Source organism: Shumkonia mesophila (assembly GCF_026163695.1).
GTDB classification, from domain to species: Bacteria; Pseudomonadota; Alphaproteobacteria; order Rhodospirillales; family Shumkoniaceae; genus Shumkonia; species Shumkonia mesophila.
In genome coordinates this window covers 25,212-45,834 of record NZ_JAOTID010000016.1, presented here as the reverse complement: position 1 = coordinate 45,834, position 20,623 = coordinate 25,212, and the positions used below count along the sequence as shown (strand labels likewise).

Sequence of the window (20,623 nt, the reverse complement as noted above, 5' to 3'; positions counted from 1 at the left end):
GCAACGCCTGTTAGAGCATGCTCCCGGGGACCGCCGCCCGCCAAATGAAAAACCGGCGCCCCGGGCGCCGGTTTTCCTTACGACTGCGATGAGGCCGTTCAACGAAGGTAAATATGCACCTCGTTGGTGTTGGCGGCGTCGCTGGTGGTGCCGGCGATCGCCACCTTGTTGGGCGGCAGGCCCATCTCGACCAGCGAGCGCAGGACGCCCTCGGCGAACCGCCGCGACTTGTTGGTGTTGACGGCGACGCGCGCCGGTCCGCCCGCCGTCGGCGCCACCGCCACCAGGTCGAAGGTGGCGTCCGGCCGCTGTTCGAGGACGCGGCTGACGGCGTTGTAGACGGCCTGCTGATAGGGCACGTTGGGCTTGTCGAAGCGGATGACCACCAGCGGCCGGCGGCCGGCGATTTCACCCGTCCGGGCCGCCGAACGGGTATCGTCCGGCACCGTTCCGGCCACCGAGGCCATGGCCCGGTTGACCAGGCTGGCGCCATAGATCTCGCCGCTCTTGATGCCGGCCGACAGCAGGTTGAGGTTGCCGCGCTCGGTCGCCACATAGGCGGTCTGGCGGCGCACGTCGTCGGCCACTTCCTTGAGCAGCCGGTCGATCAGCACCACGGTGCGGTTGACCTCGTCCTCGAGGATGGTCAACTGCCGATGGTCCTCGTCGACGGCGCCCGAGATGCCGAAGGCGGCGCGGGCCGATTCCGAAAGGAAGGCCGACATGGTCGAATCAGCGGCCACGCGGGTGGCCAGATTGTTCATCTCGGCAATGTCGGAAGACACCCGGTCGAGATCGCCCTGCGCGCTGTTGAACTGCTGTACCAGGATGGGGTTGCCCGGCGTCGTGCCCACCTGCAGCCGCGCGTTGATGGTGCCGACCGTGGTGTGGTAACGCTGGGAATCCTGAACCACCTTGGCCCGCAACTGCTGGAGCGCGGCGTTGTGCTCGGCGATCGACTGCTGGAGACGCGCCAGCTCGCCGCGCAACTCGACGGCCTTCTTGCCGACGAAGGTGCCGGTATCCGGGCCGGGCGTGACACCCGGCGGGGTGAAGTCCGTGCTGCCCAGCGGCGGCTGCACGGCCGGACCCGGGGCTGCGATCGGCACCACCGCCCCCGGTTGCTGGGCCGGGGTCGTCTGTTGTGCCTGTTGGGTTTGCTTGGCGTTTCCTCCCGCCGGGTCTTCCCCGGTCAAAGAAGGCCATAAAGCCTCCTCGGTAAACGCGCATGCCGGTAGCAGAAACGTCGCCCCCACGACGGCCACCCGAAATTTCCATGACATCATTTTGCGTGATTGCCTTTGGTTGTGGAAAGAACCCATGGCCGAAACCGCTTCATTTATTTGTTCGGCTGTGCCGAAACCCCTTCTTATTGGTAGTGGCGATATTAAACAATGCCCCTAAGCCCGACAAGGACGGAATTCCCTAGGGTTTGGCGGGCTTGAATTTGACGCCGTCGAAGCCCTTGCGTTCGATGCCCCGCTGGGGTAGGTTGCCGGGCCTTGACGCCGGGGGATCCATGATCCACCGCCGGTTTCAAGGCTTCCTGGCGCCCGTAGCTCAATTGGATAGAGCATCTGACTACGGATCAGAAGGTTAGGGGTTCGAGTCCCTTCGGGCGCGCCATTTCCTTTGTTTTCTCCTTTGCTCTTCATCCGGACACCGGCAGCAGAACGATCTTCTGGCCGCCCACGATGCTGCCGTTTCCGGTGATCTCCACCGCCGGGGTGTCGGCCTCGATCAGGTCGAGTTCGTGCAGCTGCATCGGGTCCACCCGCACCCGATAGCGCCCCGGCGGCACGAACTGGAACAGATAGAAGCCGTCGTAGGCAGACCGTTCGGTGCGCACGACCTCTCCCTTTTCGCCGACCAGCTGGACGACGGCCCCGGAAACCGGGCGGGCTTTGCCTCCGATGACCCTGAAGACGGTGCCATCCACCTCGCCGGTCGAGACGACGGCGAAATCGTGGGTGGCCGTCGAGCCGGGGCGCGGCACGATGGAGATGCCCTCGGGCTGCGGCACCCAGAACGGGTCCTCGAGGCTGCCGGGGTCAACCGCGATGTCGGTGGGCCGGTAGCCGCTCAACCCGGTCATGAGAACGCGTCCGTCCTCGCCGGTCGGGTCGCTTTTCCTTTGCCCGGCGGCCACGAGGCGCGCGTCGGGAATCAGCGGCTCGCCGTCGTCGAAGGCGCCGTCGTTGTCCTCGTCGATGAAGACCCGGCCGGCGAACTGTCCGGTTTCGGCGCGCCGTTCCGCCGACATCCACGGCGAGCGTTTGACCGGATCGTAGCCGAACGACGTCGAAACGGTGAAAAGACCCATGACTTCGCCCTGGTCGTCGACGTCGCAGCGGACGCCGACATAGGCTTCGTGCAACCGGGTGCTCAAGCCGGCCGAGAGAGTCGTCGTCTGGTCCGGCCAGATGTCGTGGGCCACGCCGAGCCGGACCTGGGACTGCTGCCAGATCGGCTTCTCCGCGCTCATCGCCAGGGCCGATATCTGGCTCTCCGGGGCCGCCTGGTAGTCGATCTGGCCGCGCAGGCGGAAATCGCCGACCGGACCGCCCACCAGGAAGTTGCCCGTCGCGGTCCGGCTGGCGCCGCTCGGCCCGCGCTGGACCGTCCAGTCGAGCCGATTGGTCACCGAGGCGCGGCCGACGCCGGCCGACATGCGGCCGCCGATGCGGGTGGTGGTGTCCCCCCCCTGGCGGCGGTCGCGATCGCCGGAAATGCTGAACGGCAGCTGGAGCGAATCGATCCACGGCACCACGCCGTCGAGGCGCAGGCGGCTTCGCTTTTTCAGCAGGTTTCCCGCGCTGCCGGTCGCCTGCTCGCTGAGGAAGTCGTCGTAGATCCCGTGCTCGCCGAACAGCGAGACGCCCAAGATCGACGTCTGTCCCGACAGGCGGCTTGCCGTGCCGGCGCCCACCTCGCTGACGCCGTCGAGCCGCCACAGGAAATTGCCGGTGGTGGCGATCAGGGCGGTGCCGGCGTACTCGCCGCGCCGCTCGTCGCGGGGGAGGCTGGCGAGGTTGGTGCCGAGCGTCAGCCAGTCGGTGATGCCGAGCATGGTGCTGACAAGGCCGCGCGGCCGGCCGTCGACATTCGGGTCGGTGCCGTCGTAGCTGCGGGAATACAGCCGGGTATCGTGCTGGTTGGCGGCGATGCGATAGCGGATCTCGCCGGCGTTGATCTGGTCGGTGTCGACGCGGACCTGGCGCACCTCCTCGCGCCGCTGCCCCTGCGGACCGTAGAAGATCAGGCGAAGCACGTTGACGCCGAACAGCAGCGACACATCCTCGAAACGGTAGCGGCCGTCGGCGCTGGCGGTCTGGAACTCCAGCAGCACCTCGTTGCGATAAAGCTCGATCTCCCAGCCGAGCGGCAGGTTGCCTTCCAGCGTGATGCGGTCGAACTCCTCGGGCGTCTCGAGGTCCATGTTGGAAAGAACGGCGCCGCGGCCGAGCTGAAGCTTGGCGACAAGCGGCATCTCCGGCGTCAGCACGTCGCCGACGGCGGCCTCGCGGACGCCGAGGCGGCCCAGGGCTCGGCCGTCCGGGTCCTTGCGCTCCAGGCGGATGCGCATGTCCGTCAGGCGATCCTCGTCGTCGCCCGCGAAGTAGACCTCGGAGTTGGCGTAAAGCATCTCTCCGGTCATCAGGCCGCTGTAGCGCAGGGACGTCGTGCTGCCGCTTTCCGGTTCGCGCCTGGCGGTGAATTCGGCCGACAGGTCGCCGACCGGCGGCGCCAGCATCGCCGGCGGGCTGTCGACGCGGGCATATTCCCGCCGCTCCCGGCGGCCGGCGAAGGCGCGCTGGCGGTACAGGCCGCGGGCCAGGCGCTCCTCGACCGGCAGCGGTTCCCGGGACATGATGAAAACCGTCAGGCTGGCGGTGTCGAACGAGAAATCGACGGGAAACCAGCGCGCCAACTGGCGGATGTCGACATAGATGCCGTCGGGCTCGACGATGATCATCCGCCGGTCGATGTCGATCGGCCGCCCTTCGAGGACGACCTCGGCCCGCCCGACGTCAAGCGAGAACAGGCGGTTCTCGCGCAGGAACCAGCCGTTGGCGTAGCCGGCCCGCGGGTCCTCCGAAATGGGGAACTCGAGCGCGCGGGCCAAATCGCCGAGCGGCAGCAGCAGGCTGGCGCCCCGGAGCAGCCCCGGGAAGGCTTCGCTCAGCACCAGGTTGTTGAGGCGAAGCTCGAAGATCAGTTCCTCGACCTCGGCGGCCGTCTCTCCGGTCGCGCGCATGGCGGCCGCAACGCCCGGCGTCGGCGGCGCCTGCGCAACTGCGGCGAAGGAAACCGCAAGGCCCGCGGCGATGGCGCACGCGAGCAAGAGGAAAAGGGACCGAGGCGTCATCGCACACCGCCGCACAGGGAAACCCCGTGCGCGGGGCTATTTCACATCGATCACCGCGCTGGCCAACGGTGCGCGGGCCTCGGTCGCCGCCTGATAGACGACTTCCAGCCGCCCCTTCGCCAGGACCACGCCCTCGGGCGGGGCGACCGGCACGACGATGCGGCGCTGGCCGATTTCGGGATAGACGGCAAGGCGCGAGATTTCGCCGACCACCAGCGGTTCCGACCCGTCCCGCAGATAGCGCAGGACGACGTCCCCGAAAAGCGAGCCGACGCCCTTGCGCTGAATCGTCGCGCGAACGACCGAGCCCTTCTCGCCCGGCTCCAGGGTCACGTCGCTCAGCCGCGCTTCCGCCGCCGGCACGTTGCCGTGCCGCACGATCACCGGCAGCGAAATGCCGAAAATGGGGATCAGTTCGATGCTCATCTCGCCGGTGCCGCCCGGGCTGGCCGCGATGGCGGTCCCGCGGTTTTCCGGCGGCACGGCGCGCAGGAAGAGGTGCGTGCGGTATTCGCCGTCGGCCAGATCCTGCGGCTTGCGCAGCGTCAACCTGACCACCTGGGTGCCGCCCGGCGCGATCACCACCTGGCGGGGGGCGAAGCGCAACAATTCGCTCGCGTTCTTGAGACCCGACGGCGGCGTGTCGGTTTCCTTCAGGTTGCCGTCCTCGTCCATCGCCATCTGGGTCATGGAAATGCGGAACGTCGCCGTTTCCGAGCCGCGGTTCGACAGCAGGACCTGATCGGTCGTGTCGCGGCCCTCGAAGACCAGGCGGGTCGGCGTGACGATGAGATCGCCGAATCCCTGGGCGACGGCGCCGGTCACGGCGGCAAGGACGAGCGGACAGGCGACGGCGGCGGCAAGAAGAAGGCGCCCGGCCAGCCGCCGGTGCCCGATCCGGAAATTTGCCTTCATTGGTAAGCTCCCCCCACATGGCGGGGTAATTTTTTTGGCCGATCCCCCGCCGGATAGTCATTTGTCAGACGTTCGACGACGTCGTACAGGTTCCGTTTCGCCGAATTCTTGCTGCGAGGCGGAAACGTCTGATCATCCCTCGCCCACAAGTTAATTATAGGAAATCAAAACAAAGATCAATTTATCCAGTTCATCGGGCGTTCCGAAGGGAACGGGGCGGCGGGCGGCGATCCACTGGGGTTGGAGCGGCGTCTCCCCGTCGTCTCCGGCGACCGCGATGCCCTGCGCGGCAATGGCATCCGGCGGAATCTCCAGATAGATGACGCCGGCGTCGGTCGATGTCATGGCGATGTGCTGGAAGATTTCCAGCTGATCGCGGTTGACGTCGGCGGTGAAGGCGATGGAGACGGTGCCGTCGGGGCCGGTGCTGGGCGTGTTTCCGCCGCTGTGCCGGAACGCCCGAAGCTCCAGAAGGGTGCCGTCGACGTCAAGGATCACCTTTTGCGGCAGCGAGATGGAAAAGACCTGGCCGCGGTCGCCGCTGACCACGAAGGAGCCGGGCACGTTGCCGCTTCCGGCTTGCAGGCCGTCCGTCGAAACCGCGATGTTGCCGGTGCCGTCGACGCCGAAGGTCTGCCGCGACTCGTCCGTTCCGGCGAAGTTCCTGTAGGCGCCGGGCAGGCCGATGGTAGAGAAGCGGATTCCGGTCGCCAGCGAGACGGCGCTGACCGGCCCGGTAATGGTGACCGACACGGTGCTGACCGCCTGCGCCGCCGCCGCCGATCCGCACCCGGCGCCCAGCGCGCCGAGAAAACCGGCCAGCAAGGCCATGCGGGCGGTTTTGGTTGCGGAAGGGAAGGCGCGCATCGCCAGCCTAGCAGTGGGTGAAAATGGCGGTTGCCGTAATATGGCCCCAGTAGATGCCGGGCGGCAAGCCGGCGGGGACGCTCAGCGTGGCGCCGACATTGAAGGAAAACTGCCGCCGCTTGGAAAGCCTGATGGAGGCGGGGTGCACCGTGAACTGGTTGAGGGTGAGCGTCCGGCCGCGGCCGCGCAGGGTCACGCTCCCCGGCAGGGCGAGGGTGACGGTGCAATGTTGGGCCGAGCCGTGCGCCTGTCCCGAGAAGACGGCGGGATGCGCGTCCCCGCCGAAGAATGTGACGCCACCGCTTGTCGTCACGTTGCCGGTGGCGGGGTGGATGGTCACCAAACCCTGCGTGGTGGTGCCGCCGGCGACGACCCCGAACGCAAGGTCCTGCTCCGCCCGGAAGTTCTGGCACTTGTCGTCTTCCCAGGCTCCGGCCGTTCCCGCAATCAGCAGGATCGCAGCCGCGAGAACGGTCCTGGCGCCCCGCCATGCGAGGCGCCCTCCACGGCAGGGGGCCGGCGACGGTCCCGATGGATCTTCGAGCATTGGCATGATGGGGCGGTGGGCGGCGACGCCCGGCGGGCGTCGCCGCGCCGGTTCAGTTGTAGGCGACCGTCACGTTGAAGGTGCCGGTGTAGGTGCCCGGCGCCTGATTGGCGCCGACATTGAGCGTGGCACCGACGGAAAAGCTGCCGCTTCCGCCGCTGAGCGTGGCCGAGGTGCCCACGCTGCTGACGAAGTTGTCGGCCGTCATCGCGGTTCCGGCTCCGGTCAGCGAGACCGAGGCGGGCAGGGCGATGTTGTAGGCGCTGTTGCCGTAACCCGCCACGCGGTAGGCCGCGGCGGTGATGGTGCCGGCCAGTTCGGAGACGCCGCCGCTCACCGAGCGGACGCCGCCGGTGGAGACCGCCACGGTGCCCGCCGAGGCCGACGGGACGACGGTGCCGAACGACAGATCGGCCGTCTTGGTGATCGCGATCGGATCGGCGATCGTCACGCTGGCGCCGGTCGATGCCGTCGCGCTGGCCTGGGCATGGGCCGCCGTGGCGGCCATCGAGGCCAGGGCGATGCCGGCCAACGCCGCCGCCGCCCGCCTCGCGATACAATTCCAAACAGATTTTCCCTCGAGCAAACGCATTACCGTTTCTCCCCCTTGATGATTCTGGATGTCTACGGACAAAGACCACCCGTCGGATTCGTGTGTCGAATCCGTCGTCCGGCTCCGTACGCTATCAGGCGTGGTCCCCCTCCGGAGATCCCCAATCGCAGACAATTAACTTAAAATTTTATCCATGTAAATAGTGCGGTTACTACCCGATCGTTGTATTGCCGCCGGTCATGGCTCAGCGGGGTGCGGGGAGGTCCTGCCTGCCGTAGGTCTTGAAGATTTCCAGCACCCGCGTCATCTCGGCGGCGTCCAGGATGACCGGCTCGCCGGCCTGGCGGGCCAGGATGTATTGGCGGCACAGGTTTTCGACCTCGGCCATCAGGGCCAGCGCCGCCTCGAGGCCGGGGGCGAAGCCGACCGCCCCGTGGTTGGCGAGCAGGCAGGCGGTGCGGTCCTCGAGCGCGCGCAGCATGTTGGCGGCCAGTTCCGGCGTGCCGTAGGTGGCGTACTCGGCGCAGCGCAGCGACGCGCCGCCGGCCACCGCCATCATGTAGTGGAAGGCGGGGATATCCCGCCTGAGGCAGGAAAGCGCGGTGGCGTGCGGCGCGTGGGTGTGGATCACGGCGCCGGCCTCGGGACGGGCGCCATAGACGGCGGCATGGATGCGCCATTCCGACGATGGGCGCCAGTCGCCCGACCAACCGCCGCCGAGGTCCATGGCGACGACCTGTTCGGGGGCCAGACGGTCGTAGGGCACGCCGGTCGGCGAAATCAGGAAGCCGTCCCCGCCGCGGACGCTGACGTTGCCCACGGTGCCCTGGTTGACGCCGATGGCGTTCATGCGCCGGCAGGTCTCGACGACGGCCCGGCGCAGTTCCCGGTATGGATCGGTCGGCATGGCGGCGCTCCCTTCCCGCGGCACGGAGGTTTCTTCCGTCGTTGTAGCGCACCCCCCGCCGCGAGGGGAGCCCTTCCGCGCGGAACCGGCGCCGGTTGCCGGCCCAAGGAAATTTCGCCTGACGGAATGGCCGGCCGTGTACGGAAGGCCCCGACAATGCTAGATCTCGCCCGACAGGCCGGGTCCCCGACCGGGGCCGGCCTGGCGTTTGCCCGATCTCGCATATTGGACGCAAGGAATATCCGGCCATGGTCCCAGCCCGCGCGACTCCCGTCATCAAGGGCGTCTTCCCCATCTGCCCGACGCCGTTCCTGGACAACGGCGACCTCGACATCGAGACCTTCGAACGCCTGGTCGACTTCTATGTCGAGTGCGGCGTCCACGGCCTGATCGTGCTCGGCATCTTCGGCGAGGCGGCGATGCTGACGGCCGAGGAGGGCATGACCATCCTCGGCCGCACCGTGGCCCGGACCGCCGGGCGCATCCCGGTCATCCTGGGCACCGGCAACCTGACGCTGCGCGACTTGGGCCATCTCAGCCGCCAGGCCATGGAGGAAGGGGCCGCCGGGCTGATGGTGGCGCCGCCCCGCGGCGCGCGCACCGACGAGCAGATCCACACCGCGGTGGCCCGCCAGATGAAGGCGATCGGCCCCGACGTGCCGGTGTTCTTCCAGGACTATCCGCCGTTCAACGACGTCTACATGTCGGTTCCCCTGATGCTGACGCTGGCCCGCGAGTACCCGCAGATCGTCTCGCTCAAGGTCGAGGACAACCCGGTGCTGGGCAAGATCAGCCGCCTGCGCCAGGGCTTGGCCGAGTGGCGGGGGCCGACCCCCACCCTGATGGTCGCCAACAGCGGCATCTACGCCGGCCCGGCGCTGCGCCGCGGGGCCGACGGCCTGGCCACCGGCTTCAGCTACCCGGAGGTGCTGGTCGGCATCTACCGGATGGCGGCCAAGGGCGACTTCGAGGGGGCGACGGATCTGTTCGACGCCCACCTGCCGATGATCTGCCAGGAGGTGCAGCCGGGCCTGGGCATCCGCGTGCGCAAGCATGTCCTGTGGCGGCGCGGGCTCCTGCGCACCCCCAAGATCCGCCAGACGGCGCCCAAGCTGGACGCCACCGACATCGAGGAGATCGATTGGCTGATCGCCCGCGGCGAGCGCCGCATGCAGGCGTTGGGCTGGGAAAAGACCGCTTCCGGGAGGTGGACGCCGACGGCGTAAACCCGCCGCCGCTTGGCGGCCGTCAAGATCGACGAATGGCAGGGAGCCCACGAGGCGGTCGAGGAAGACGACGCCTTGCTTTTCGCCGGTTAACGCGCGTCAATCGCCCTGCTATGGTGGGCGGTGGTTTGATCCGACGTGAAGAGCCGGCCGGCGGCACGTGGCCGGGGCATGCAGGAAGGGAAAGTGCCGGAACCATGGCGCAGCCGCCGAAACGCCCGACTCAAGTCGATGTGGCCGATCTGGCCGGCGTTTCGCGCGGAACCGTTTCGCTGGTTCTGAACAAACAGGACGGCCGCGTGCCCATCAGCGAGGGAACGCGCCGGAGGGTGCTGGCGGCGGCCCGGGAACTGGGGTATGCGCCCAATCCGGTCGCCCAGATGCTGGCCTCGGGGCGCAACCGGATCGTCGGGTTCTTCACGTTCGAGGAGACCTTTCGCTACGGGCAGGAAGACTTTCATCATCCCTATCTGTTCGGCATCGAACGGCGGGCCTGCGAGAGGGACTTCGATCTCCTGCTGTTCACCCGCGGCGGAACGGGGCGCGACCGGGCGATCTATCGTGGCGGCATGAACTCCCTCCGTCTGGCCGACGGCACCGTCTTCATCGGCACCGATCCCGATCCAGAGGGGCTGGAACGTCTGCTCGGCGAGAACTACCCTTTTGTCCTCATCGGCCGGACCCGGATTGCCAACGACCGGATCGATACCGTCGTGCACGACCATACCCGGGCGGCGATCGACGCGACGACCCACCTGCTCGACGGCTGTCATCGGCGGCTGGCTTTCGCAGCCGACGCCCTTGACACCGAATTCATTCGCGATCGGCTGGCGGGCGCCGAAACGGCGGTCGGCCGGATGCGGGACGCAACCCTCGAGGTGCTTTGCGGGCCGGTCGTGGACTCGGCGGCGAGCCTCGAACGGGCGCTTCGCCAACATGGCGCGACCGCCCTGATTTGTGCGGACCGGCGGATGCTGCCGGCGGTTCGTGGCATGGCCGCGGAGGGCCGCGTCCGGGTGCCGGACGATCTTTCCGTCGTTTTCCTGGTGACCGACGACGACGACGAGTTTTTCACGACGGCGTCGCGGGTTCGGCTCGACCGCGCGACGCTGGGTAGGATCGCGTTCGACCGCTTGATCGAGCGCGTCGAGGGACGGGCCGAGGGCTTTCGGCGAATCCTGGTGCCATGCGATTTCGTGGTCGGCGGAACGACCCGGCCCCTTGCCCGGGATTGACCGCCCGGCCGCGGACTATCAATGCGTCGGGGCCGATGGCGCGGGTTCGTCCGGCTGGCGCAATCGGCGGGCCGCCGAGGCGACGTTGACGATTTCCTGAAGCATGATGGAGCCGAGGCCGACGGCCAGGCTCAGCTTGAAGGCGGCCTCGGGAATCTCGTAGATCATCGTCGCGTGAAGCAGATAGGGCCAGATGTTGTGCAGCTGAACGAAGACGGCCACGCAGAACGCGATGGTCGCCACGCCGATCAATCCGTCGGCGTATGTCCGCATCCGTTGGGGGAAGATATCCACGGCGGCGGTGATCGTGATGTGGCGCTTGCGGCGATGGAGGACGGCGGACATCAGGAAGACCAGCCATACGAACATCAGCGATGTCCATTCCTCCAGGCCGAGAATGGACCTGCTGGTGGCATAGCGGAGAACCACCTGGATGCCGACCAGCAGGACCAGTCCGGTCAAAAGGATCTGCGACGCCAGGAGGTAGACCCGGCAAAGGGCGCCCAGCAGTTTGTCAAGGCGATGGATCATGGCGGGTCTCCTGCCGGCGTTGCAAATCGATCGATGGCGCCATCCTTGGGACGCGCCGGGCCTTACATCTTTTGGATTTCCGCGAAAAGGCCCTTTCTCCACATGCCTGCGGCTTCCTGCTCGTCGGTGGCGGCGCGCAGCTTCTTTTGGAATGCCGAGGGCTTGAGCGTGATGATGTAGCCGCCGTCGTCCATGACCGTCTTGGCGATGTCGCCCGAGCTGTCGCGGGCGAGGGCGACCGAATACTCGGACGCCTTGTCCGCCGCCGTCCGGAGCGCCGCCTGCTCGTCCTGCGACAGGCCATGGAACTTCTTGGCATTGAAGGCCAGCGTGATGGCGGTGAAGACGTGATTGGTCATCGTCACGTACGGGGCGGCGACATGGAACTTCTGCGCCGCAACCGAATCGAAGGGCGATTCCATGGCGTCGACCACTCCGGTCTTCAGGGCCTGGAAGGTGTCCGCCCAGGCCACCTGGGACGGGTTGGCGCCGAGGGTCTGCCACGTCTTGATGTAGGTCGGGATGCTGGGGACGCGGAATTTCAGTCCCGTCAGATTTTCCGGCGTGAAGATCGGTTTGGTGGAGACGACCACACGCGGCAGTTTCCGCCAGTTGCGGGCCAGGAAGACCATGCCGTGCTTCGTGTCCATCTCCGCGAAGATGGCGTCGCCGGCCGGCGATCCGAGGAAGGTGTTGAAATGGTCGGCGTCACGGAAGGCGAAGCCCCAGCCGATGATATTCAGGTCCTTCACGTAGGCGGTGTAGTTTTCCAGGGATTCGACGACGATGTCGATGATCCCGGCCTGCATCTGCTGGATCGCCTCTTTGGCCTTGCCGAGTTGGCCCGACGGGAAGATCTGGATGGCAAGCGACCCGTTGGTCAACCGTTCGGCTTCCTTGGCGAACACCTCGGCCGGCATGCAGGTTGGATTGTTCATCGCACTTGGGCAAGACAGCCGCAGCTTGGTCGCCGCGGCGGCGGGGTTGGCCGCCAGCAATCCGACGGCGACGGTTGCAGCGGCCAGTTTCCACGTGAAATTCTTCATCGATATCCTCCCTGTACTTCGTTCGAACCAAACGCATCAATTGGCGGAAAGAATCCAATCCACCGGCCACAACACGAAGGCCGGGACATAGGTGACGAGCAGCAGCACCAGCACCAACGGGATGAGGAACGGGATGATGGCTCGTGCCGTCTCGACGAATTTGATCTCGGCGATCTCGGTCACGATGTAGAGGCACCAGCCGAGCGGCGGGGTGATGACGCCGATGGTCAGGTTCAGCACCATGACGATGCCGAGATGCACGGGATCGACGCCCAAGGCCAGGGCCATCTCGAGCAGGGCCGGCGTGAAGATGACGAGGATCGCCGTCAGGCTCATGAAGGTGCCCATGAACAGCAGGATGACGTTCGTGGCCATCAGGAACGCCGCCTGGCCGAAGGGCGAGGCCTTGAACACCTGGGCCAGCATTTCGGGGACCTGTTCCGTCGTGACCAGCCAGCCGAACAGGGCCGAACACGACATGATGAACAGGATTTGCGCCGTCGAGACCAGGGACTCCTCGAGAATCCGGCCCGCCGAACGGATGTCGAAATCGCCGTAGACGATCGCGACGAGCAGCGAGTAGATGACCGCGACGGCGCCGGCTTCGGTCGGCGTCACGATACCGAAGACCAGCCCGGCAAGCACCACCACCGGGGTTCCCAGGGCCAGGATGTTTTGCAGGAAACTGCGGAAGACCTCGACGAGCCGGGCGCGTGGCTGGCGCGGGAAGCCCTCGCGGCCGGCGATCATCGCCACATAGATCATCATGGCGACCCCCAGCAGGACGCCCGGAACGACCCCGCCGATGAACAGCGCCGGAATCGAGACGTCGGTCATCGTTCCGTAGACCACCATCAGGATCGACGGCGGGATGATGGGGCCGATGCAGCTCGATGCCGCCGTCAACGCCGCGCTGAACGCGGGCTTGTAGCCGGCGTTGGTCATCGCCTTGATCTCGATACGGCCCAAACCGGCGGCATCGGCGACGGCCGAACCGGAAATGCCGGCGAAGAACATGCTGGCCAGAATATTGACGTGGGCCAAGCCGCCGCGCACGTGACCGATGAGCTTGCTGGCGAACCCGAACAACCGCTCGGTGAGCCCGCCCTGGTTCATGATTTCGCCGGCCAGAACAAAGAATGGAATCGCCAGCAGGGTCAGCCCGTCGAGACTGTCGACCATGCGCACGACGATGATGGTCGATTGCAGATCGGAAACCGCCAGGTAGCAGATCGAGGCGATTCCCATGGCAATGGCCACCGGTGCTCCGATGATCATGAGAAAGAGGAAAACGATGAAAAGAACCAGCAGGGCCATCGGGCCGCTCCGCTACATGTGGCTTCTAGTCCAGAATCGCCCCTTGGGCCCGCAGGGCGCGACGCAAGAGAGCGGGGTCGAGGCTGCCGGGCTGTACGGCTTCGCGGCTGCACAGCGCCGCCGCCGCGCCGGCGGCTTCGCCCATGGCCATGCACATCAACTGGACGCGAATGGCACCCAACGCCTCGCGCGTCGCCGAAACGCAGCGCCCAGCCACCAGCAGCCCTTCGACATCGGCAGGGACCAGACAGCGGTAGGGTACGCCGTAAGCGTCGCCGCGCGCCACCTGTTCGAAGAAGACGTCATTCTGCTCGGCCCGGTGAATGTCGATGGGATAGGCCCCCAGCGCGATCGCATCGGGGAACGGCCGGGTCTCGATGACATCCTCGCGGGTCAGCGTGTAACGGCCGACGATCCGCCGCGTCTCTCGCACGCCGACCTGGGTCGACGACGCGACCATGTACGCGTGCTCGAATCCCGGGAAGTTGACCTTGAGAAACTCGAAAACGCGGTGGATCTGCTCGCGGGCGGCGATCTGGCCCCTGGTCAGGTCGAGGGAATCCGTGGCGTCGCACGCCGTCCGCGACATCGAAACGATGATGTCGCGCTGCCACCCCGGGTTGTGCAGGGCCATCGACGGCATCGGGATCTCGCCGCGGGCGCAGGCCGCGCGCAGGCGACGTGGCGCTTCTTCGCTCGCCCAGAAGGCGAAGACCCGTTCGACGTCCACATTGCCGGCAAGAAAAAGCATGGAAATCGGCTGCAGAGTGCCGCTTTCGCGCTCTCCCTTGTCGAAGCGGGCGCCGGCGAACGCCGCGACGTCGCCGTCGCCGGTGCAATCGACGACGACGCGCGCATCGACCTCCCAGGTTTCCGACTTGGTTTCCAGGACGGCGCCGACAACCCGGTCGCCTTCCATCCGCACATCGGAAAACAGGGCACCGTAAAGAAGCTCCACCCCGGCCTCGACGGCTCTTTGCTCAACCAGGTACTTGTAGGCTTCCGGGTTGATTTCGGTCCGCGACGAACTGACGCCTGGAGACGCCGACATCGGCACGCAAATCTCTCTCGCCTCCCCGCGCCGGATCAGCGAGTCCATCAGTTCTCGGACGATGCCGCCCAGGATGCGTCGTTCGCCCGACCACTGGGTGTACAGGCCGGCGACCAGCGAGAGCGTGCCCATGCCGCCCAGGAAGAAATAGCGTTCCGCCAACAGGACGTGCGCCCCATTGCGCGCTGCCGAAATCGCCGCGCCGATTCCCGCAGGGCCGCCGCCGACGACAAGGACGTCGACCTTTTTTTCCCGCCGCATTTTCATCCAAACCGCCCGCAGCCGATTTTCCCCTATCCAATATTAGGGAAATTTACGCGCGTTAGCAATCGCGCGTTAAGCATGGTATGCCGGCCGCGCGAAAACGCCTCAGCCGCCGCCGCGCTGGAACCAGCGGTCGAAGGCGGCCAAAGCTTCGGCCGCCTCGGCCTCGCCATAGCCGGTGAAGACCAGGCGTACGCGGGTGATGGGCAGCGCGATCATGGCGATGCGGCGCTCCGTCTCCTCGGAAAGCGCGATGTCGAGGCTGCGGCCGTCCTCGGTGATATGGACGCGATTGCCCTTGATGACGTGCGGCCGGCCGGCCAGCGCGCGCCCGATCACCCGGAAGAACTCGGCATGGGTGATCCCCATCTCCTTCTCGATGGTGACGGGCCCGTTCACCCGCCGGCGATCGGCGGCCAGATGGCCAGCACGTCGTCGGCGGCCAGCGGATGGGAGCCGCGCACCCCGGGCTCCAGATAGTTGCCGTTGAGCAGCACCAGATGGCACAGCTCGGCCGGCAGGTTGAGCCGCTTGACGATGGCCGCCGCCGTGGTGCCGTCGACCACTTCCAATTCGACCTCGTTGTTGCGGGCCCCCGCCGGCAGGTAGTCCTCGAGCAGGGCGAACAGCTTGACCTTGACCTTCATCGCGCCGTCCCGCTCATTTCTGGGTGGAGGCCACATAGGCCTCGGAAATCCGCTGCGGGTCCTCCATCAGCCGGGCCTTCCAGTCGCCCAGCCTGACCCGCGACTGGATGAGGCCGCGCAGCATGCCGATCTGGTCGGTCCGGCCCAGGCAGATGGCGCCGACCAGGTGCTCGCCGTCGAACTCCAGACGGGTGTAGCGGAAGCGCTCCTCGTCCATGCGCTCCACCGACTCTCCGCCCTCCACCCCCTGCCACTGCCCGAAGGAACTGGAGACCAGGCCGGCGGTGTCGAGCACGTTCATGGCCAGACTGCCGTGGTAGCTGGCATTGCCGCCGGCCATGTTCAAGGCGGCGATGCGGCCGTGCTCGACCGCCGTCGGCTGGATGGCGTGGACCGACCAGCCGCCCATGAAATCGGGCCCCTGGGCGACGTCGCCCGCCGCATAGACGCCGTCCGCGCTGCTTTTCAGGTGGGAATCGACGCGGATTCCGAAGTCGGTCTCGATCCCGCTGCCGTCGAGGAAGGCGATGTTGGGGCGCACGCCGGTCGCCACCACCACCAGGGCGGCGCGCAGCGGCGCGCCCTTGTCCAACATCACGCGCAGCGGATCGCGGGCCTCGCCGGTGTCCTCGATGGCGGTGACCTTGGTCGAGGTCAGCACCTCGATGCCCTTGGTGGCGCACCACTTCTTGATCAGGCCGCCGGCCGCCGCGTTCATCATGCGCGGCACCATGCGGTCGGCCATTTCCACCACGGTCGGCTTGACGCCGCGCTTGATCAGGGACTCCAGCACGATGCAGCCGATGAAGCCGGCCCCCATCAGCACCACCCGGCTGTCGGGCGTGGCGCGGCGCGCGATTTCGCGCGAATCGGCCAGCGTCCAGCAGGGATGGACGCCGGGAAGCCCGATGCCGGGCACCGGCGGGGTTACGGTGCTGGAACCGGTGGCGATCATCAGGCGGTCGTAGGGGACGCTCTCACCGCCCTCCAGCGCCACCGTCTTGCCCGCCGGGTCGATCTTAAGCGCGCGGGCGTGGCGGAACGCGATGCCGAGTTCGTCGTAATGGGTCTCGGATTTGCGAAGATAGGTTCCCGCCTCGTCGATGGTGCCGACCAGGAAATAGGGCAGCGCCATCCGCGAATAGGGCGGCTCCGGCTCGTCGCCCAAGAGCAGGATGTCGCCCTCGGGATCGGCCTTGCGGAGCGTTTCGGCGGCCACCACGCCGGCCGGGCCGGCGCCGATCAGCACATAGCGCATGGGTTCCTCCCTGGAGGCAGGATTACGAAGCTCGCCGCCATTTCCCCTCTCCGCCCCCGGGGGCGGAGAGGGCCTGAGTGATCGACGCCCAGCGTCCTTCCCCTAGAGGGCAAGCCGGGTGACCGTTTCGTTGGTCGGCACGCCCTCGGGCGACCAGCCGCGCAGCTTGTAGTACTCGGGCAGCATCTTGCCCAGGTCGTTGACCTTGCCCTTGGCGGGCCCGGTCTTGGCCGCCTCCTTGAGCAGGCGTTTGGGCAGGGTGTCGTCCTTGGCGGTGAAGCCGGCGTCGAGGTTGAAGCGGCGCTCCATGTTCCAGATGCGCTCGCCCATCTCGAGCAGGCGGGCCGCCGTCCAGCCCCCCTCGCAGGCGCCGTCGATCTGGGGCGCGATGTCGTCGAGCGTCCAGGCGAAGGTGGTGAAGACGCACAGCCCCGAGGAATCGACGGCGGCGGTGGCGTCCTGGAAGGCCTTGACCAGGCCGGCCTTGCCGTCGCTGGCCAGGGGGTCGGTCTTCTCGGGGATGCCGAGGATTTCCGAGGCGATGGTGTAGCCGCGCAGATGGCAGGCGCCGCGGTTCGAGGTGGCGTAGGCGAGCCCGATGCCCTGGATGCCGCGCCCGTCGTAGGCCGGGAATTCCTGGCCCTTGACCGACATGGAGAGCTCGGGATGGCCGTACTTCTCGGTGAGCCGCTTGGAGCCCAGGCCGATTTCCTTCCCGAAACCCTCGCCCATGCCGGTCAGTTCGGCCAGCTTGGTCAGCGTCTCGGCCGAGCCGAACTTCAGCTCCAGCCCGCCGGTCTGCTTGGTGGTGATGACCCCCATCTCGAAAAGTTCCATGGCGGCGCCGACCGTGGTGCCGAAGGTGATGGGGTCCATGCCCTGCTCGTTGCAAAGATAATTGGCGTAGGTCAGGGCCTCGAGGTCGTCGACCCCGGTGGCGGCGCCCAGCGCCCAGGCCGCCTCGTACTCCAGGCCGCCCTGCGCTCCCCAGTACTTGGGATTGTTGGCCACCGTGAAGTGGGTCTTGTCGATCTGCGAGATGCGCCCGCAGGCGATGGTGCAGCCGAAGCAGGCCTGGTTGCGCACCAAGTTGGCCTTGCCGTCGGTGACCCGCTTCTCGCGCATCGCCTCGGCCGAAATGCGCCCCGCCCCCTCGAACTGCACGTCGCGGTGGTTGCGGGTCGGCAGCGCCCCGGTCTCGTTGATGACGTTCATCAGGACCTGGGTGCCATAGGCCGGCAGGCCCTGGCCGGTCACCGCGTTGGCGGCCAGCACCTTCTTGCCGGCGGTGACCGCCTGCATGAACTTCGGGAAGTCATGGACCTTGACGCCCTGGGTGCCGCGCACCGCCACCGCCTTCAAATTCTTCGAGCCCATGACGGCGCCGACCCCGGAGCGGCCGGCGGCGCGATGCAGGTCGTTGACGATGCAGGCGTACATGACGCCGGCCTCGCCGGCACGGCCGATGGCGCTGATGCGCATCTGCGGCTCGTGGTGCTCGGCCTTGAGCAGGGCGTCGGTCTCCCACACCGACTTGCCCCACAGGTGGTCGGCCGGGCGCACTTCCGCCTTGTCGTCCTGGATCAGCAGGTAGACCGGCTTCTTGGCCTTGCCCTCGACGATGACCATGTCCCAGCCGGCCATCTTCAACTCGGCGCCGAAATAGCCGCCCGAGTTCGAGCAGGCGATGGCGTTGGTCAGCGCCCCCTTGGTGATGACCGAATAGCGGCCGCCGGTCGAGGCGGCGGTACCGGTCAGGGGGCCGGTGGCGAAGAACATCTTGTTGTCGGGGCTCAAGGGGTCGACCTTGGGGTTGACCTCCTCGACCAGGTACTTGCTGGCCAGGCCCCGCTGGCCCAGGTACTTCTGGGCCCACTCCATGTTAAGCGGCTCGCTCGCGCACGTCCCCTTGCTCAGGTTGACGCGCAGGACTTTTCGTGTCCAACCCATGATCGCTCTCCCCTCTCACGCATGTGCCTGGGCGGCGCCGGAATCGGTCTTGCCGGCCCAGCGGCGCATCTTGTCGTAGCCCGTCCAGTCGGAATCGACGTAGGCGATGGCCCCGGTCGGGCAGGCTTCGGCGCAGGCCGGCTGGCCGCCGCAGAGGTCGCACTTGATGACCTTGCCGGTGTCGTGGTTGTAGTTCACGGTGCCGAACGGGCAGGCGATGGTGCACACCTTGCACCCCACGCACAGGTCGTCGGACACCACCTTGGCGCCGGTGGCCCGATCCACCGAGATGGCGTCGACCGGGCAGGCGGTCATGCACCACGCCTCGGCGCACTGGGTACAGGTGTAGGGCACGAAACGGTCGTGGAAATCGAAGACCTTGATCCGCGACTTCGCCGGATTGAAGAGCCCCTCGTTCTCATACGAGCAGGCCATCTCGCACTGCATGCAGAGGGTACATTTCCCGGGATCGATGTGAAGCGATTTGAGCATGATTTTTTCCTACCTGTCAGACCGTTGGTCTCGCGGCGGATTCCATGCGCCGTGGCCCGAGCCGGCAGACGTCGGCCACGGGATCGAAACGTCGTTTCCTCCGAAAAAACGGTCGCGCCGTTACCGGCCCACGGCCTGCCGCCCCGGCCCGTCTCCCAACCGGCCATGGGCTGTTTCTTTTGCCGCTTTTGTCACGAAGTATAGGGTGGCCGGACGAGGTTCGGCAAGTGCCGAGAGCCGCGCCCCCGCCGGCAGGCCCTGGCAGGCAACATCATGCCGATGTTTTTCGTCGATCGGTTGTGGGCGATCCCCGGGCGCGGCTCAGGCGCCGGCGTCGCCGGCCAGATGGCCCAGGCGGCGCGCCTTCGCCTCGGCTTCCAGGCACAGGCGGGAGGCCAGGAAGCAGTGTTCCTGGCCCATCGCCGTCTCGGTGCGCTCGAGCACGTCGGCGATCAGTTGCCCGCCGTAGGGCAACGGCACGTCGTTGCAGTCGATGTGGCGGATTCCCTTGCCGTCGACCAGGATCAGGTGGTTGGCGCCGGGCCGGCCGGCGACGTCGATGTATTTGCGCAGCTCGATGTAGCCCTCGGTGCCCAGCACGAACAGCCGGCCGTCGCCCCACACCCCCAGCCCGCCCGGCGTGAACCAGTCGACCCGGATGTAGCCGGTGGCGCCGCCCCCCGCCAGCACGATGTCGCCGAAGTCCTCGAATTCCGGGTACTGCGGATTGTTGTGGTTGGCCACTTGGCTCGCCACCACCTCGGCGTCGGTGGCGCCGGCGAAGTAGAGGAACTGGTCGACCTGATGCGACGCGATGTCGGCCAGGATGCCGCCGGTCGGCTCGCGGCGGAAGAACCAGTCGGGGCGCGGCTGGTTGTGCAGCGCGTGCGGCCCCAGGCCGACCGTCTGCAGCACGCGCCCGATGGCGCCCGCGCGCACCAGTTCGGCGGCCTTCACCGTCGCCCGGTTCTCGAAGCGCTCGGAAAAGCAGATCGAATAGATGCGCCCCGTCTCCTTCTGCGCCCGGCGCACGGCGTCGAGCTGCTCCAGCGTCGTGAAGCCGCCCTTGTCGGTCATGTAGTCCTTGCCGTGGCGCATCACCTCGATGCCGAGGGCGGCCCGCCGGTAAGGGATGGCGGCGCCGACCACCAGTTGGATGGCGGCGTCTTCCAGAATTTCGGCCTTGTCTCGAACCTGGCGCGCCTGCGGGAACTTGTCGCGAAAGCCGGCCACGATGTGCGGCTCGCCGCCGGCCAGATCGACGGCGGCCAGCTCGGCGCCGGCGTCCAGCAGGCACTGGGTCTGTCCGAAGATGTGGTAGTGGTTGACCCCGATGACGGCAAAACGAAGGCGTGGCTTGGCGGCCATGGTTCTCATCTCCTCCCCTTTTGCGGAACCGGCGGGCCCGCGGGCCCGAGGCCGGCTCCTAGCCTTCCCTTATAGGAGAC

General features: G+C 67.1%; 19 protein-coding genes and 1 tRNA gene. 3 read left to right on the top strand and 17 right to left on the bottom strand.

Annotated features, from left to right (window positions below):
- Window positions 1-98: 98 nt before the first annotated feature.
- Window positions 99-1,109, bottom strand: coding sequence for a hypothetical protein (locus ODR01_RS21075; protein ID WP_316979679.1), 1,011 nt, complete (start codon window positions 1,107-1,109; stop codon window positions 99-101).
- A gap of 440 nt (window positions 1,110-1,549) precedes the next feature.
- Here ODR01_RS21075 and ODR01_RS21070 point away from each other — a divergent pair.
- Window positions 1,550-1,626 (top strand) — tRNA-Arg (locus tag ODR01_RS21070).
- Between the two features lie 25 nt (window positions 1,627-1,651).
- Here ODR01_RS21070 and ODR01_RS21065 read toward each other — a convergent pair.
- From ODR01_RS21065 to ODR01_RS21040, 6 genes are all read right to left on the bottom strand, one after another.
- Complete coding sequence (locus ODR01_RS21065) at window positions 1,652-4,369, bottom strand: MSCRAMM family protein (protein ID WP_316979678.1); 2,718 nt, start codon at window positions 4,367-4,369, stop codon at window positions 1,652-1,654.
- A gap of 36 nt (window positions 4,370-4,405) precedes the next feature.
- On the bottom strand, window positions 4,406-5,284 hold the full coding sequence (locus ODR01_RS21060; RefSeq protein ID WP_316979677.1) for a fimbrial biogenesis chaperone: 879 nt from the start codon (window positions 5,282-5,284) through the stop codon (window positions 4,406-4,408).
- Between the two features lie 150 nt (window positions 5,285-5,434).
- Window positions 5,435-6,115: a DUF4402 domain-containing protein gene (locus ODR01_RS21055; protein WP_316979676.1), complete on the bottom strand. Its 681-nt coding sequence runs from the start codon at window positions 6,113-6,115 to the stop codon at window positions 5,435-5,437.
- A gap of 43 nt (window positions 6,116-6,158) precedes the next feature.
- Window positions 6,159-6,704 carry a DUF4402 domain-containing protein gene (locus ODR01_RS21050; protein WP_316979675.1) on the bottom strand — a complete coding sequence of 182 codons (546 nt, stop codon included), beginning with the start codon at window positions 6,702-6,704 and terminating at the stop codon, window positions 6,159-6,161.
- Between the two features lie 46 nt (window positions 6,705-6,750).
- Window positions 6,751-7,290, bottom strand: a complete 540-nt coding sequence (locus tag ODR01_RS21045; protein ID WP_316979674.1) for a DUF4402 domain-containing protein — start codon at window positions 7,288-7,290, stop codon at window positions 6,751-6,753.
- A 205-nt stretch (window positions 7,291-7,495) separates the two neighbouring features.
- Window positions 7,496-8,158 (bottom strand): class II aldolase/adducin family protein, encoded by a 663-nt coding sequence (locus ODR01_RS21040; protein WP_316979673.1) that lies wholly within the window; start codon window positions 8,156-8,158, stop codon window positions 7,496-7,498.
- A 248-nt stretch (window positions 8,159-8,406) separates the two neighbouring features.
- Between ODR01_RS21040 and ODR01_RS21035 the strand changes: the two genes are divergently transcribed.
- Complete coding sequence (locus ODR01_RS21035) at window positions 8,407-9,384, top strand: dihydrodipicolinate synthase family protein (RefSeq protein WP_316979672.1); 978 nt, start codon at window positions 8,407-8,409, stop codon at window positions 9,382-9,384.
- A 197-nt stretch (window positions 9,385-9,581) separates the two neighbouring features.
- A complete protein-coding gene (locus ODR01_RS21030; RefSeq protein WP_316979671.1) occupies window positions 9,582-10,619 on the top strand; it encodes a LacI family DNA-binding transcriptional regulator in 1,038 nt (345 codons plus the stop codon).
- Between the two features lie 18 nt (window positions 10,620-10,637).
- Here ODR01_RS21030 and ODR01_RS21025 read toward each other — a convergent pair whose 3' ends face one another.
- From ODR01_RS21025 to ODR01_RS20980, 10 genes are all read right to left on the bottom strand, one after another.
- Entirely contained in the window at window positions 10,638-11,150 is a 513-nt protein-coding gene (locus ODR01_RS21025; RefSeq protein WP_316979670.1) for a TRAP transporter small permease, read from the bottom strand.
- Window positions 11,151-11,212: 62 nt separating this feature from the next.
- Complete coding sequence (locus ODR01_RS21020; protein ID WP_316979669.1) at window positions 11,213-12,196, bottom strand: TRAP transporter substrate-binding protein; 984 nt, start codon at window positions 12,194-12,196, stop codon at window positions 11,213-11,215.
- 36 nt (window positions 12,197-12,232) lie between these two features.
- Window positions 12,233-13,513, bottom strand: a complete 1,281-nt coding sequence (locus tag ODR01_RS21015; protein ID WP_316979668.1) for a TRAP transporter large permease — start codon at window positions 13,511-13,513, stop codon at window positions 12,233-12,235.
- 25 nt (window positions 13,514-13,538) lie between these two features.
- On the bottom strand, window positions 13,539-14,831 hold the full coding sequence (locus ODR01_RS21010; protein ID WP_316979667.1) for an FAD-dependent oxidoreductase: 1,293 nt from the start codon (window positions 14,829-14,831) through the stop codon (window positions 13,539-13,541).
- 102 nt (window positions 14,832-14,933) lie between these two features.
- Entirely contained in the window at window positions 14,934-15,227 is a 294-nt protein-coding gene (locus tag ODR01_RS21005; protein ID WP_316979666.1) for a hypothetical protein, read from the bottom strand.
- Window positions 15,224-15,475 (bottom strand): MoaD/ThiS family protein, encoded by a 252-nt coding sequence (locus ODR01_RS21000; RefSeq protein WP_316979665.1) that lies wholly within the window; start codon window positions 15,473-15,475, stop codon window positions 15,224-15,226. The genes ODR01_RS21005 and ODR01_RS21000 overlap by 4 nt, the downstream gene beginning before the upstream one ends.
- A 13-nt stretch (window positions 15,476-15,488) precedes the next feature.
- Window positions 15,489-16,733, bottom strand: coding sequence for an NAD(P)/FAD-dependent oxidoreductase (locus ODR01_RS20995; RefSeq protein WP_316979664.1), 1,245 nt, complete (start codon window positions 16,731-16,733; stop codon window positions 15,489-15,491).
- Window positions 16,734-16,835: 102 nt separating this feature from the next.
- A complete protein-coding gene (locus ODR01_RS20990) occupies window positions 16,836-18,683 on the bottom strand; it encodes an aldehyde ferredoxin oxidoreductase family protein (protein ID WP_316979663.1) in 1,848 nt (615 codons plus the stop codon).
- Window positions 18,684-18,698: 15 nt separating this feature from the next.
- On the bottom strand, window positions 18,699-19,175 hold the full coding sequence (locus ODR01_RS20985) for a 4Fe-4S dicluster domain-containing protein (protein WP_316979662.1): 477 nt from the start codon (window positions 19,173-19,175) through the stop codon (window positions 18,699-18,701).
- A 321-nt stretch (window positions 19,176-19,496) separates the two neighbouring features.
- Entirely contained in the window at window positions 19,497-20,543 is a 1,047-nt protein-coding gene (locus ODR01_RS20980; protein ID WP_316979661.1) for a Gfo/Idh/MocA family protein, read from the bottom strand.
- Window positions 20,544-20,623: the final 80 nt, after the last annotated feature.